Source organism: Lipingzhangella halophila (genome assembly GCF_014203805.1).
Classification (GTDB): domain Bacteria; phylum Actinomycetota; class Actinomycetes; order Streptosporangiales; family Streptosporangiaceae; genus Lipingzhangella; species Lipingzhangella halophila.
The window spans coordinates 4536202-4551249 of record NZ_JACHJT010000001.1 but is presented as its reverse complement, the minus strand read 5'-3'; the positions used below and the strand labels follow the sequence as shown (position 1 = coordinate 4551249).

General features: G+C 68.6%; 11 protein-coding genes. 5 read left to right on the top strand and 6 right to left on the bottom strand.

Annotated features, from left to right (window positions below):
* Positions 1-450 precede the first annotated feature (450 nt).
* Entirely contained in the window at positions 451-1785 is a 1335-nt protein-coding gene (locus F4561_RS20840; protein ID WP_184581046.1) for a M16 family metallopeptidase, read from the top strand.
* A 48-nt stretch (positions 1786-1833) separates the two neighbouring features.
* Here the strand turns inward: F4561_RS20840 and F4561_RS20835 are convergent, their stop codons facing one another.
* The 6 genes from F4561_RS20835 to F4561_RS20810 all read right to left on the bottom strand — a co-directional run bounded on the left by F4561_RS20835 (position 1834) and on the right by F4561_RS20810 (position 9975).
* On the bottom strand, positions 1834-3399 hold the full coding sequence (locus F4561_RS20835) for a BCCT family transporter (RefSeq protein WP_312885619.1): 1566 nt from the start codon (positions 3397-3399) through the stop codon (positions 1834-1836).
* Positions 3400-3615: 216 nt separating this feature from the next.
* On the bottom strand, positions 3616-4083 hold the full coding sequence (locus tag F4561_RS20830) for an Hsp20/alpha crystallin family protein (protein WP_312885409.1): 468 nt from the start codon (positions 4081-4083) through the stop codon (positions 3616-3618).
* A gap of 16 nt (positions 4084-4099) precedes the next feature.
* A complete protein-coding gene (locus tag F4561_RS20825; RefSeq protein ID WP_184583954.1) occupies positions 4100-5767 on the bottom strand; it encodes a BCCT family transporter in 1668 nt (555 codons plus the stop codon).
* A 564-nt stretch (positions 5768-6331) separates the two neighbouring features.
* Complete coding sequence (locus F4561_RS20820) at positions 6332-7270, bottom strand: glycine betaine ABC transporter substrate-binding protein (RefSeq protein ID WP_221445567.1); 939 nt, start codon at positions 7268-7270, stop codon at positions 6332-6334.
* Between the two features lie 189 nt (positions 7271-7459).
* Positions 7460-8695, bottom strand: coding sequence for an ABC transporter permease (locus F4561_RS20815; protein WP_184581044.1), 1236 nt, complete (start codon positions 8693-8695; stop codon positions 7460-7462).
* Positions 8692-9975: a quaternary amine ABC transporter ATP-binding protein gene (locus F4561_RS20810; RefSeq protein WP_376773700.1), complete on the bottom strand. Its 1284-nt coding sequence runs from the start codon at positions 9973-9975 to the stop codon at positions 8692-8694. Before F4561_RS20810 ends, F4561_RS20815 begins: the two co-directional genes overlap by 4 nt.
* A 765-nt stretch (positions 9976-10740) precedes the next feature.
* Between F4561_RS20810 and F4561_RS20805 the strand changes: the two genes are divergently transcribed.
* The 4 genes from F4561_RS20805 to F4561_RS20790 all read left to right on the top strand — a co-directional run bounded on the left by F4561_RS20805 (position 10741) and on the right by F4561_RS20790 (position 14715).
* Complete coding sequence (locus tag F4561_RS20805) at positions 10741-10881, top strand: hypothetical protein (protein ID WP_184581042.1); 141 nt, start codon at positions 10741-10743, stop codon at positions 10879-10881.
* 1115 nt (positions 10882-11996) lie between these two features.
* Positions 11997-12836, top strand: a complete 840-nt coding sequence (gene fdhD / locus F4561_RS20800; protein WP_184581041.1) for a formate dehydrogenase accessory sulfurtransferase FdhD — start codon at positions 11997-11999, stop codon at positions 12834-12836.
* Entirely contained in the window at positions 12833-13567 is a 735-nt protein-coding gene (locus F4561_RS33770; protein ID WP_184581040.1) for a SelB domain-containing protein, read from the top strand. Before fdhD ends, F4561_RS33770 begins: the two co-directional genes overlap by 4 nt.
* Positions 13564-14715, top strand: coding sequence for a molybdopterin molybdotransferase MoeA (locus F4561_RS20790; RefSeq protein WP_184581039.1), 1152 nt, complete (start codon positions 13564-13566; stop codon positions 14713-14715). Before F4561_RS33770 ends, F4561_RS20790 begins: the two co-directional genes overlap by 4 nt.
* Positions 14716-15048: the final 333 nt, after the last annotated feature.

The following is a 15048-nucleotide window of genomic DNA, read 5'->3' as shown; positions in this document are numbered from 1 at the left end:
CGTTGTTTCTCCCGGCAGTGAGTTGGGCAGTGTATTTCGAGTTCGCGGGCGCCCGCCTCAAGCGGCTAAGCACTCCGAAGAACTGCCCCTGGGCCCATCTGACGGCCAGGACTCGGGTTCCGGTGTTGTGGGGTGGTGGGGGAGAGGGGCCCGGTTTGGTTCGATACCCCTTCCCGGGGGTGTGGTGCTGGGGTGAGGTTCACCCGAGGGAGTTGCGGCAATGGGGCGAAGTGAGCACGGCGAGCGGGCCGGCTTGCCGCGCCCAGCGTTGGTGCACCGTTCCGTTCGGCGGCAATGGGGCACCCCTCTCGCTTCGCTCGGGGGTCGCCCATTGCCGCAACCCACCCGGCGCGGCCCCATGCCCCACCCACCCGCCGTGCCCCCATTGCCGCCCCGCGCGGGACGGGCGGGAAAACCACGAAACTCCACGACCAGGACGAAGAGGGAAGAATGAGCTCAGTCCCCATCGCAGCCGAGCAGGAGCCCGGAAGCACCGTCACTCTGCTGGAACCGGGTGGCGGCTCGGGTCTCGTGCGCCGCACCGTGCTTCCCGGCGGGTTGCGCGTCGTCACCGAGGCGGTGCCGGGCGTTCGTTCGGCCGCGTTCGGAATCTCGGCCACCAGCGGCTCGCGCGACGAGGACAGCGTGCACGCCGGAGCGGCCCACTTCCTGGAGCACCTGCTGTTCAAGGGCACCCGGGAGCGCGACGCGCTGCGGATCTCCGCGCTGCTCGACGGGGTTGGCGCCAACCACAACGCGTTCACGACCAAGGAGCGCACCACCTACTACGCGAAGGTGCTCGACCAGGACCTCCCGCTGGCCATCGACGTCGTCAGCGACATGGTGGCCAACTCGGTGCTTGATCCCGCGGAGGTGGAGACCGAACGCGGGGTCATCCTCGAAGAGATCGCGATGTGCGAGGACGAGCCGTTCGATCTGGTCGACGACGTCTTCGCGGAACGGATGTTCGGGGACACCGCTCTGGGCCGCCCGATCCTGGGTACCAACGACACCATCCGGGCTATCACCCGGGAGCGGATCCGGGAGCAGTACCAGGCCGCCTACGTTCCGGCTGAGCTGATCGTCGCGGCGGCCGGCAACCTCGACCACGACCAGGTTGTCTCCGAGGTGCACGCGGCATTCCAGGGGCAGTTGGGCGCCGCGGGGGAGGCCCGTTCGGCGGAACCGCGGATCGGCGGCGCCCCCGTGCCGGTGCGTCCGGGGACGAAGCTGCTTTCGCGGGAGACGGAGCAGGCCCACCTCGTTCTCGGCTGCGAGGGGGTGCGGCGCACCGACGACCGCTGGTACGCACTTCGGGTGCTCTCGGCCGCCCTGGGCGGCGGAATGTCCTCGCGGCTGTTCCAGGAGGTCCGGGAGCGGCGCGGGCTGGCCTACGCGGTGCACGCCTACCACTCCGGCTACGCCGACACCGGACTGTTCCAGGTCTACGTGGGCTGCCTGCCGGAGAAGATCGACGAGGTCCTCGGGGTTTGCCGCGCGGAGCTGGCCGATGTCGCGGCCAATGGCCTCACCGACGAGGAGCTGGCACGCGCCAAGGGGCAGATCCGCGGGTCGTGGGTCCTGGGCAACGAGAGCACGACGGCGCGCATGGGCCGGCTGACGGTACACGAGCTGGGCTACCCGGAGCACGTCTCGCTCGACGCCGACCTTGCCCGGTTCGATGCCGTGACCGCTGACGAGGCGGCGGCGGTGGCAGCGGAGATCCTGGGCCGCCCCGAAGCCCTGGCCGTCATCGGACCCTACGAGCAGGACCGGGAGTTCTAGCGGGACCACGCTCTGGCCCGGGCAGTGAAGCCGCCCGGGCCAGCGTGGTCACCTCTGGTTGGCGCGCGCCACCGGTGTGTAGGCCGACGGATGCTCCCCACCCAGCGCCTTGATCAGGCCGATGCAGACGAGTACGAGGATCACCGCGAACGGGACGCCTATGACCAGGGCCGCGGCTTGCAGGCCGTCCAGGGCCGTTTGTCCGCCAGCGGTCAGCAGCACGATGGTGATCAGGCCTTCGGCGATGGCCCACGCGGCGCGCTGGGCTTTGATCGGGTGCGGGTCGCCACCGTTGGTCAGCATGTCGACGACGAGCGAACCGGAGTCGGACGAGGTGACGAAGAAGACCGTCACAACGATGATCGTCAGCAGGGCGACAGCCGAGGCGACGGTGATCGGCACGTCGAGCTGCTGGAGGAACAGGTACGTCGCCCGGTCCTCCTCGAAGTTCGCCGCCGCGTTGCCGATGGTGTTGTCCGGGTCGGCGCGGTCCGCCAGGATGCCGGAGCCGCCGAAGACGCCGAACCACACGGCGCTCACCCCGACCGGGGCGAACAGGGTGCCGATGATGAACTGCCGGATGGTCCGGCCGTAGGAGATGCGGGCCAGGAACATGCCGACGAACGGCGACCAGGAGATCCACCAGCCCCAGTAGAACATCGTCCAGTTGGTGCTGAACGCGCTGCCCTCGGGGTCGAGCGTCTCGGTCGGGAACGAGAGGCTCATGGCCGGCAGGTTCTGCAGGTACGCGCCGGTGCCGCTGACCATCATGCTGATCATCCACGGCTGGGAGCCGACGAGGAAGACGAACACCAGCAGGGCCGCCGCCAGCCAGAGGTTGATGACGGACAGCCGCCGGATGCCCTTGTCGATCCCAGCGAGGACGCTGAGTAGGGCGATCGCTGTCATGAGGCAGATGATCGCGACCTGGGTTACCTGGTTGTTCGGAGCTCCGAACATCTCTTCCAGATCGGTGTTGATCTGCAGCGCGCCCAGCCCCAGCGATGTCGCAATGCCGAAGAGGGTGCCGAAGACGGCGAGGATGTCGACCAGGTTGCCGATCCAGCCGTAGATACGGTTGCCGATCAGCGGGTACAGCGCCGCCGCGGGCCGCATGGGCAGGCCCTTGCGGAAGCACAGGTACCCCAGCGCGAGACCGAGCGCGATGTAGACGGCCCACGGGTGGAATCCCCAGTGGAACATCGTGTACTGGAACGCCTCTATTTCGGATGAGCCGCCGTTGTCCGTGATGGCGCCGTCGATCCGGTGCGCCGTGGGCTCGGCCACGCCGTAGAACACCAGGCCGACCCCCATGCCGGCGGTGAACAGCATGGCGAACCACGCGCCGGTACTGAACTCGGGTCGCGAGGAGTCGGGGCCGATCCGGATCGCGCCGAACTTGCTGACCAACAGCACAAGAGCGAAGACCAGGAAGAACGTCGTCGCGAGGACGTAGAACGCTCCGAGGTTCGTGCCAACCCAGTCACGCGTCGTGACCGCGACGTGGTTGAACCGTTCGGGCCATGCCATACCCACGATCACGAAGACGAGGGTGCCGACCGCCGATACGAAGAAGACAGGGGGGTTCGTGTGCTCGTGGACGTAGGACCTGATGGGCCTGATGAGAACTCCTTCCCGAGTTCGAGCCATCCGTCCCGGTACCGGACGTCGAACCGTGGCGCGGATTGCAGATCCCAGCAGAATCCTACGAGTGGGACCGGGCTTTCAGAGTGGCGCGATCAGGGAGCGCCGACGCGCCGGGAGGGCGGCCCGAAACGACGGTGGCCCGGGCGGATCCACTCCGCCCGGGCCACCGTCATTCGCGCCTGTCTACTGGCGCTTCTTCTTGCTCTGCACGGTGATCTGCGAGGGCCCGGTCGCCTCGGCGGCGTCCTTCACGACGACCTCCAGCAGGCCGTCGTCGAACTGCGCCTCGATGTCCTCCTCGTCGACGCCCTCCGGGAGGGTGATCTCCCGGCGGAAGGTGCCCCGGAACCGCTCCGAGGCGTAGTAGATGACGTCGGAGTCATCGTGGCGACGCTCACCCGAGATGGTCAGGTAGCCGTGCGAGAACGACACCTCGCAGTCCTCAGGGAGGACTCCCGGCAGCTCGCTACGGATGACCAGGTCCTCGCCACGCGCGAAGATGTCCGTGGTCGGACTCCATGCGTCGGAGTACCCCCGCGTCTGGGGAGCCCCGGTCTCCAGATTGGTCATGGTGTCCGAGATCCTGTTCATCTCGCTCATCATGTCCAGGACTCCGCGGAAGGGGTTGCCCCTTCTCTTCTTTGTGCTCACCGTCGTGTCAGTCCCTTCACTGTTCGCCGTCGTTGGCCTGCGGAGGGCTAGACGCCGGTGTCGCCGACGTGGTGGCACCAGCCTCGTGACCCGGGGTGTACGCACCTCCACCGACTGCTCCGCCCGACTGTCCCGAAGGTACGGGCACCAACGGAGTGTACGCCGACGGGTGCTCGTCCTTCAGCGCCTTGATCAGGCCGATGCAGACCACAACCAGGACCGCCGCGAACGGTAGTCCGGTGGCCACGGCCGCCGCTTGGAGACCGTCCAGGGCGACTTCGCCACCGATGATCAGCAGCACGATGGTGATCAGGCCCTCGGCGATGGCCCAGCCGGCCCGCTGGATCTTGACCGGGTGCGGGTCGCCGCCGTTGGTCAGCATGTCGACCACCAGGGAGCCCGAGTCGGACGAGGTGACGAAGAAGACCGTCACAACGATGATCGCGAGCAGGGCGATGGCCGCGATGACGATCTGGGGCAGCGGCAGTTCCTGGAAGAACAGGTACATGGCCTGGTCCTCCGCGCCATCGATCATGGTCGCGTTGCCGATGGTGTTGTCCGGGTCGGCGCGGTCCGCCAGGATGCCGGAGCCGCCGAAGACGCCGAACCACACGGCGCTCACCCCGACCGGGGCGAACAGAGTACCCACGACGAACTGCCGGATGGTCCGGCCGTAGGAGATACGGGCCAGGAACATCCCGACGAACGGCGACCAGGAGATCCACCAGCCCCAGTAGAAGACGGTCCACGCTGTGGCGAAACCGTTGCCCTCGGGGTCGAGCGTCTCGGTCGGGAACGAGAGGCTCATGGCCGGCAGGTTCTGCAGGTACGCGCCGGTGCCGCTGACCATCATGCTGATCATCCACGGCTGGGAGCCGACGATGAAGACGAACACCAGCAGGATTGCCGCCAGCCAGAGGTTGATGACGGACAGCCGCCGGATGCCTTTGTCGATCCCGCCGATCACACTGACCACGGCGGTCGCCGTGATCAGGCAGATGATGATGGTCTGGGTGAGCTGGTTGTTCGGGAGCCCGAACATCATGTCCAGCCCGGTGTTGATCTGCAGCGTACCCAGCCCCAGAGAGGCCGCCAGGCCGAAGAGGGTGCCGAAGACGGCGAGGATGTCGACCAGGTTGCCGATCCAGCCGTAGATACGGTTGCCGATCAACGGGTACAGCGCCGCCGCGGGCCGCATGGGCAGGCCCTTGCGGAAGCAGAAGTACCCCAGCGCGAGACCGAGCGCGATGTAGACGGCCCACGGGTGGAAGCCCCAGTGGAACATCGTGTACTGGAACGCCTCGACGTCGGCGCTGGTGTCGCCACGCCCGATGGCATCGTTCAGCCGGTGCGCCGTGGGCTCGGCCACGCCGTAGAACACCAGGCCGATCCCCATGCCGGCGGTGAACAGCATGGCGAACCACGCGCCGGTGGAGAACTCGGGCCGCGAAGAGTCGGGCCCGAGACGGATCCCGCCGTACTTGCTGACCATCATCACCAGGGCGAAGACCAGGAAGAACGTTGTCGCGAGGATGTAGAACGCTCCGAGGTTCGCTCCAATCCAGTCGCGCGTCTCCGCTGCCTTCGTATTCAGATGGTCGGGCGCTACCATGCCATAGATTACGAAAGCAAGGATGATAGTCGCGGATATGAAGAAGACTGGGGGATTCGTATGTTCCTGTATGTAGGACTTAGCTCGACTGATGACGACTCCTTCCCGAGCTCCGGACCATCCCGCCCCGGTATCGATGTTGCTGGTCAGGGTGCTGGCTGCGCACGCTGAACACAGCCCAAGCGAGGACTCGCCGATCGTTCGCCGGGGAACGTCTTGGGTGCCGGATTATCGAATTATCTTGCCAATAGCAGACCTCAGGGCAGAATCCTACGGCCTGCAGCGCGGGTCACCAGCCATTTACCGATGGTTGGTTACCGGATATTGATACGGTTGTGGAGCTTTTGGTTATCCATGCATGCCGCAAGGACGGTTCGTGTCCGCCTGGTTGCTCGTTGTTGCCACCGTTGCCGACCTAAGCGTGAATTGGTTTTCGGTTCGAAACCCGGCCCTATTTTGGGACGCCGAAGCGCCGTTGCGGGTATAGGGGCCGGAGAAACCGCCGCAGCGGTCCGGTCCCGGCGGCATTTGCCATCCAGGCGCCCCATCGTCCCAGGTCAAAGGGTCTATATCCAAGGATAGGGCCTGCACTGGTATACCAGTGCAGGCCCAATCAGCAATGGGCCGGTTACCCGGCTACGACGAGAAGTCCAGCCCTTCGGCGTCCTCGTCGAGGGTCCGCTCCACGAACTCCGGATTGTCGTTCAGCCAGGTGCGGGCGCCTTCCGCCTGGTCGTCGGAGTACTCGTTGATGATCACCTCTTCGAGTGACTCAAGCTCCTCCGCGGACAGGTTGAAGTTCTCCAGCCACCCGTTGAGCTCGGAGTAGTCGTCCGCGAAGCCCTCGCGGGCCACCGTGTGGATCTCCTCGCCCTCGCCCAACGCGCCCTCGGGGTCTTCGAGGTCCTTGAGGTCGTGGTTGACGTAGGCGATGTGCGGACGCCACAGCGTGACGAGGACCGGCTCCTCCTCGGCGATCGCGCTCTCCAGCTCGGACAGCATCGCCGGCGTGGAGGACTCGACGAGCTCGTAGTCGTCCTCCAGCCCGTAGTCGGGAATGACGTCGTTCTGGGTCCGCTGCACGAGGCCCGAGCCGGCCTCGATCCCGACGATCTCGCCGCCGAAGAGGTCGGCGTTGTCGGGGAGGTCTTCGATGGAGTCGACCTCGTCGACGTACTCGGGCACGGTCAGGTGCAGGGTCGCGCCGTCGTACCAGGTTCCGACGTCCTCGATCTGGTCGCCGTACTCGTCCCAGTACTCCCCGTGCGTGTCGGGCAGCCAGGCGTCCATGAACACGTCGATGTCGCCCTGGGACACACCCTGGAACATCGGTGCGACCTCGACGTCCTCGACGGTGACGTCGTAGCCCTTCTCCTCCAGGATGGTCTGCCACACGTTGGTGACGGCGATGGCCTCGTCCCACTGGATGAGGCCGATGGTGACGGACTGCTCCTCGCCGCCCTCCTCGGGTCCGGTCTCCACGCCTCCTCCGCCGCAGGCGCTCGCCACTACGGCGAGAGACGCGGCCGCGGCCGCGATGCGGGTCAGATGGCGCGTTCGGTTGATCGATGGCATGTTCGATCCCTCCTCTGTTGTGCGCGCCGGCTCAGCGCGCCTTGTCTCTCCAGTTCGGGGGAGAGCCAAATTCCGGGGACTGGGGGATTGCCATGGGCGGAGAACAGGGCGAGCGGGGCCCGCTCTCGCGGCGTACCGCTGGCAGGTCCCGGCGCCGCCGGTGGCGCACGGGGCCCGCCAGCGGTGCGCTCAGCCAACGGTCATCCGCTTGGCCCGGGCCGCCGGTGAGAAGCGGGTGACGGCCGCGGTCAACCGGTCCAGGAAGATGGCGAGGATCACCACAGCGATACCTCCCTCGAAGCCGAGTACCACGTCGGCGCGAGCGATACCCGAGTAGACGGTGTTGCCCAGTCCGCCGGCGCCGACCATTCCGGCGATGACCACCATCGACAGGCTGAGCATGATGACTTGGTTGATGCCGGCCATGATCGTCGACAGGGCCAGCGGAAGCTGGATTCCCCGGAGGATCTGCAGGTTGGGGGCGCCGAAGGCCTCGCCGGCCTCGACGAGCTCCTTGTCCACCTGGCGGATTCCCAGCTCGGTTAGGCGGACCCCCGGCGGCATCGCGAACACGACGGTCGCGATCACACCGGGCACCTGGCCGACACCGAAGAACGCGATCGCGGGGATCAGGTAGACGAAGGCCGGCATGGTCTGCATGAAGTCGAGGACCGGCTTCAGCGTCGCGCTCACCCGGTTGCTGTAGGCGGCGACGACCCCGATCGGGATCGCGACGGCCACGGCGACGATGGTGGCGACGAGGACCAGCGCCAGGGTGCTCATGGCCTCCGTCCATCGATCCATGCTGATGATCAGGAGGAAACCCAGGACGGTGAATACGGCCAGTCGCCAGCCGGCGATGAAGGTGGCCAGCGCGGCGAAGATCAGCACGGCGAACAGCTCGAACTGGACGCCCAGGATGTGCTCGCCGGCCAGGACCAGCAGCAGAGCCAGGGTGACCGCGCCGGCCGGCGCCCATTGCCGCCACGCGGCCGTCGCCACCAGGAACACGAGTAGCAGCAGTGCGAGCACCAACGGCGGGTGGACGTAGTCCGCGCCGAACAGGTCCATCGCCCAGTAGAAGAGAGCGCCCGGGAGCGAGCCGATGATGGACGAGACCGCCCCCGTGAACGCCTCCAGCAGGTACAGCACGAGGTACGCGGCCACGAGGCCGGCCACGATCCGCCCCTGTCCCCGCCGGGCCAGGCCGATCGCGATGACCACGCACGCGAGCAGGGTGAGCTGGGCGGCGCTGGGCGCGCTGAGGAAGTCCGACAGCGCTCCCACGCTGGTGCCGATGGCCTCCCCGATGACGTCGAACACGGCCGAGAAGTTGCTGCGCAGCCAGTCGATGGCCCGCTCGAACGCCTCACCGACGGGCAGGTTCGGGACGGCGACGGCGTAGCCGGTTCCGTACGCGCTCATGACTGCCCACCTTCGGTCTTGACCGCTGCCCCCGGATCGACCGGGTTCACCGTGCCTGTCCCGGGAAGACCGGCGCCGGGCGGTTCCGTGGCAGCGTTGTCGGGCGCCAGGGCGCCCAGGAGGGCCGGGCCGTTGAGCATGCCGACGAGGCGCCCATCGCCGTCGACAACGGGCAGGGGGTCCGGGCTGTGCGCGGCCCGGTGGAACAGGTCGGCGACGGGGGTGTTGGTGCGCACCGGCGCCACGCTGGTGTCGGCGATGTCGCCCAGTCGGGGGGTGTCCGACGCCGAGGTCAGCCCGTCCCGGAGAACCAGCCCTTCCCGGATGACACCAACGAACCGCTGGTCGTGGTGCACGACGTAGCCAACGGACGACTGGCTCTCGCGTATGACGCGCAGCCCCTCCCGAGGGCTCTTATCGGCGCTGAGTACCGCCTCCGCAGGGCGCATAACCGAGGATGCGGTGAGGACCCGGCTGCGGTCGACGTCCTCCACGAAGTTGGCGACATAGTCGTCGGACGGGTCGTTCAGGATCTCCTCAGCGGTGCCGATCTGGGCCACCCGGCCGTCACGCAGCATGCAGATGCGGTCGCCGAGCCGCATCGCCTCATTGAGGTCGTGCGTGATGAAAACAACGGTCTTGCCCAGGCTGGCCTGCAGCTCCAGCAACTGGCTCTGCATGTCGCGCCGGATGAGCGGGTCGAGCGCGCTGAACGCCTCGTCCATCAGGATGATCTCGGTGTCGGCGGTCAGCGCGCGGGCCAGGCCGACCCGCTGCTTCATACCACCGGAGAGCTGCTCGGGAACGTGGTTCTCCCAGCCATCCAGGCCAACGAGGCCGAGTGCGTGCTGCGCCTTCTCCTGGCGCTCGGCGCGCGGCGTGCCGCGGACCTCAAGGCCGTAGGCGGCGTTCTCCAGCACCGTCCGGTGCGGGAACAGCGCGAAGTGCTGGAACACCATGCTGACGTGCTGGCTGCGGAGCCGGCGCAACTGGTTCGAGGGGAGCTTGGTGATGTCGGTGCCGTTGACCTCGACCGCACCGGCGCTCGGTTCGAGCAGCCCGTTGAGCATTCGGATCAGCGTGGACTTTCCCGAGCCCGATAGCCCCATGACCACGAAGATTTCGCCGGGCTCCACGTCGAAGCTCACGTCGATCACGGCCGCGGTGACGTTCAGAGCACTGATCTGGTCGCGGTGGCGTCCGTCGGCCAGCAGTTCAACGGCCTGCGGCCCGTTCTTTCCGAATACCTTGTAGAGCCTGTCTGCGCGTACTGCTGGCACGATCTCCTCTTCGGTCATCCGGCCGCCGCGAACGGCGGCGCTTCTGGACGGCGGGCCCTGGCTCGCTCCCGCGCGGCACATCCTGCGCAACCGGAAGGGGGGCGCCGGGGTGCCCGAGCGGTGGATGCCTTCGCGAGGCGGTCGTGGCGACGCGCCCTCCAGGGGTCGTTGGGCACGGATAGCTTATGCGTGACGATTACTTTGTGTTACTGGTCCGTGGCAGGTTTTTGTGCCGGTCCGCCACGGGGACGAGAACCGGTCCACTCCATCCGAACACCCCCATCAGTCCGGATCGCGGCGTCCGGCGACGTGCAAAACGCCGTTCGTTGTCCGTCGAGAAGCGTAACAGTAGAGCTCAGATCTACTACACCTCGGTTTTCGTCATGTGTCTACCGCATGTGGAGTTGCAATCCGGTCGCGTTCTGAGTGGTGCGGGTCGGGCAACGAATCTCACCGGTTAATTTCGGTCGGCCGTGTGCGGTGGCACCCCGGAGCGTGGGATTGAACACGTAGCGTGATGCACAGCGAGGGGTGGACGGGGTGGGCGGACTCTCGCCGGGGCGCGGCAGCGGGCACCTCAGGACCTCGCGGCACCTGGCCAGCGAGCGCATACACTGGGCCGAATATCTCCGCTACCAGGCCGGATACTCCCGGTCGGCCCGAGTCGTGCAGTCGGCACCTCGGACGCGTAGCGGCGCGCTGTCCCGAACGCGCCACACCGGCGCGCGGAGCGCGAAACTCGAACCCAAGCCAAGGGAGACATCCGTGTTCGACCCATTCACCGCGAAGGAGTTCCAGGAAGGGCTGCGCAAGTGGGACCGGCTGCAAGGCGAGGCTCCCGCGGCCCCCGAGAGCGACGAACCGGCGCACGAGGCCACCCGCGGCCCGGAGCAGGACGAGCGCTAGTTCGGTGATGCGGGCGGGCGGTTGGGCATCCGACAAGGGCAGTGAAGGCGCCGGATGGGCCGGGTGAGTGCCCATCGCTGCGGTGGGCACGTTGTGACGTGTCCAACGGGGCATCGAAGGCGGCGGGTGGGCCCCCATAGATCGTTCCTGGTGCCTGGTGGTGCGGCCGTGACGGGGCGGCGAGGATGCTGGATGGTTGGGGTGGGCGTGTGTCGGTGCTGGTGCCTGGTGGTGGCGGCCGTGACGGGGCGGCGAAGGCGGTGGATGGGCCGGCCCCCGGTGATCGCTTCTGGTGCCCGGTGGTGACGCGCCCGACGAAGCAGCGGCCAGTGTCCGGACGCAGCGGGGGTGTCCGTGGTGTCGTTCTCGGTGCTGGATCGTAGCGAGGGTGACTGTGGGGACATTCTCGGCGCTGACCATGTCCGCACGGTCAGTTTCGGTGCCGCATGAGCCCCCACGCGCCCGCTATGTCCGGATTGTGGGCGGTCTGGGCGTCGATCTGGAGGATTCCGTTCCTTAGTAGCGCGGTAAAGGAACGGAATCCTCCAGATCGGCACAAAAATCGGACGGGGCCCGTGCCGGGCGGCACCCAGGCAGCGCCCCCGGGCTATGTGTCGTTGTCGCTGCTCTCGTCGGACACGCCACCATCCGCCCACCGCACCGATTACCACCAGCCCTGGCCCCACCACCGGTCTTCGCCGCCCCCGTCGGGCGCGCCACCACCGGGCACCCGTACCGATCACCGCGGGCTGGCCCACCCGCCGCCTTCGCCGCTCCGTTCGGCGCCGCACCACGCACCCACATCACCGATTCAGGGAGCGACCTTCTGGCTCACGCCTCGGCCGCCCGGCGGGTGCCGGCAATGGCCGCGCGGGCGTGCCAATAGACCGCGCCTATCGCGCCTTTCGCAGATTCAATTTGATGTTCCTCATTCGGCGCTCGACCATGGAAGATGGGAACTGGTCGCCAGTTCACACGGGTTGCACACGAAAGGGTCGCGCCATGGCGCTCCCCGGGAAACCGGTCCGGACCGCCCGCGCGCATGGCTTCGTCCCGTGCCCGCTGGACACCGACCAAGGGTGATCACCCGGTAACACGCGCCGAAGGAGGCCGCCATGGGCCGCATCACCGACCGTCGCCGGATCGTGCGACTGCGTGCGGGTACGAGGGCGGAGCGGCCGGACACCCTGGTCGTGGAGGAGCCGCTGGAGGTCCGCGTGGACGGCCAGTCCCTGGCGGTGACCATGCGAACCCCCGGCCACGACTTCGACCTGGCGGCGGGCTTCCTGGTAACCGAGGGAGTCCTCGTGTCGCCCGACGACATCGCGGCCCAGCGGTACTGCGCAGGCGCCCAGCCCGACTCCGAGTACAACATCGTGGACGTCACACTGGCGCCGGGCGTGGCTCCGCCCGACCCGTCCCTGGAACGCGCGTTCTACACGACCAGCTCCTGCGGGATCTGCGGGAAGGCCAGCCTCGACGCGGTCCGGACGACCGCGCGGTGGCAGGTGAGCAGCGACACCGCGACCATCGCCGAATCCGTACTCCTGGCGTTGCCCGACCTCCTTCGTTCCCAGCAGGCGGTGTTCGACCGGACCGGCGGGCTGCACGCGGCGGGCCTGTTCACCGCTGAAGGCGAGCTGATGGCGCTGCGCGAGGACGTCGGCCGGCACAACGCGGTCGACAAGGTCATCGGGTGGGCGCTCAAGTCCGGCCTGCTTCCCCTGAGCGGGTGCGTGCTCCAGGTCAGCGGGCGCGCCTCCTTCGAGCTCACCCAGAAGGCGCTCATGGCGGGAATCCCCACGCTGTCCGCTGTCTCGGCGCCGTCGTCCCTGGCGGTCGACCTGGCCGCCGAGGCCGGAATGACGCTCGCCGGTTTCGTCCGGGGCGACTCGATGAACATCTACACCGGCGCGCACCGGATCGTGGAGCCCGTCGCCGAGGTGGCCGGGTGACCGCGGACGCCATCGCGACGACCGGACCCGCGGACCACAGCGCGGCGGCGTGCCTGCCCGCTCTGGCCGGCACCACGGAAAGCGAGGAGGACGCGGCCCCAGTTGCCGGGTGCTACCCGGCCGGCCCCGGCGACCTCGACGAGCTGCGCCACCGCCTCGGGTCGCTGACCGCCGGCTACGCGCTACGCAACCCCGGGGCGCCGGGCGTGCCGGTCGAGGCGGTACGGCTGTGGCTGGGCCTGCGCGACCGCAGGCTGGTCGAGAGCCTGGTGTCCGCCCCGCTCGCGGTCCGGCACCGGCACATCGTCGCGGCGGCCGCGGGACCCCGTACTCCCGGCCCCCTCGTCGAGCCGCTCACGCTGCTGACCGAGGCGCTCGCCCCGGCGCCGTTCCGCGCGCCCACCCCGGCCCGGCTCGCCAAACTGGGCTTCACCCGGGCCGGACTCGCCGCCGGCGTCCGTACCGGCCTGCTGGTCCGGATCGGCTCGGCCACCGTTCTGCCCATCGAAGCCGTCGACGAGGCGGTGCGGGTGCTCGCCGGCTGGCGGCAGCCGTTCACCACGGCCGATGCCAGGCGGGCGCTCGACACGAGCCGCCGCGTCGCCGGGCCGTTTCTCGCGCACCTTGACCGGCGCGGGCTGACCCGGTGGGTGGGGGAGCGGCACCGGACACTGGCACCCGGCGACGTCGCCTCCGCGCCGCCGGGCCAGGGACGTACGGTATCCCCATGACGTTGGACTGGTCCGCCGCGCGGCACCTGCCCCACTCGGCGGTGGCTCCCCTGCCCGTCGTGACGGTGCCTACGCACGACGCGCTTGGCGCGACCCTCGCCGCGCCGCTGACCGCCCGGCTGGCACACCCGCCGCACGACACCGCAGCCATGGACGGCTACGCCGTCACCGGGGAAGCCCCCTGGCAGATCGTTGACCGGGTGCTCGCCGGCGAGGTGCCGCGCGCCCCGTTGCGCCAGGGACATGCGGTGGAGATCGCCACCGGCGCCATGGTTCCCGAGGGCACCGAGTCCGTTCTGCCCTACGAACAGGCGACACGCAGCGGCGACGTCGTCAAGGGGGCTGTTACCAGCGGACGGCACGTGCGTCGCGCCGGCTCGGAGGTGCCGGATGGCACCGAGCTCGTCCCCGCCGGTGCGCGCATCACACCAACGGTGTTGGCCCTCGCCGCGAGTGCCGGGCACGATGCGCTCGCGGTCCACCGCCGACCGCGGGTCGCCGCGATCGTCACCGGCGACGAGCTCGTGCACGAGGGTGTCCCGCAGCCGGGCCGGATTCGCGATGCGATCGGGCCCATGCTTCCTGGTCTGCTGACCTGGATGGGGGCCGAGCTGACGGGGGTCGAGCACGTGCCGGACACCGGCGACGCGCTGCGGCGCGCCCTTGAGGTCGACGCTGACGTGGTCGTGACCACCGGGGCGTCCTCTGTGGGAGTCGGGGACCAGCTACCCCGGGTGTTGACCGAGCTGTCAGCCGAGCTGCTGGTGAACGGGGTGGCCTGCCGACCGGGGCATCCCCAGTTGCTCGCCCGCCTCGGCGGCCGCTACGTCGCGGGCTTGCCGGGAAACCCGCTGGCGGCCCTGGTCGCGACCATGACCCTGGTCGAGCCTTTGGTGAGCGCCCTCGCCGCGCGCCCGCTCACCCCATTGACCGAGGCAGTCCTGGCCGGCGAGGTGACCAGCCACGAACGGATGACCCGGCTGGTTCCGGTGCGGGTCGAGGCGGACCAGGCGAGCCCGGTGGGGCGCGACCGGCCCGGAATGATCTGGGGTGCCGCGGTCGCCGACGCACTGGCGGTGGTCCCGCCCGGGTGGGACGGCGCGACCGCGCACCTGCTACCGCTGCCACCGCGCGGCACGTCCGGCTGAGCGGCGCAACGCACCATCGCGCCAATGCTGTGGAGAGCACCCCTCGAAGGCGCGGTGGAGTTTCGGGGAGCCCCAACCGCGTGCTTGAGGCCCGGCAACGGCGGCTATCCAGTGCCGATCTTGAGGATTTCGTTCCTTCAAGGCGCGGCGAAGGCCCGAAATCCGCAAGATCGGCACCCAGGGCGGGCACGCGAGGCTCATGCGTAGCACCGCCACGAGGGCTGGCCCATCCACCGTCCTCGCCGCCTCGCTGGACGCCACCAACTGCCGCCCGTACCAGATGATCGCGGCCCGAGCCTCTCGGCGCATAAGCGTCTCCCGCGGAGCCGGCCA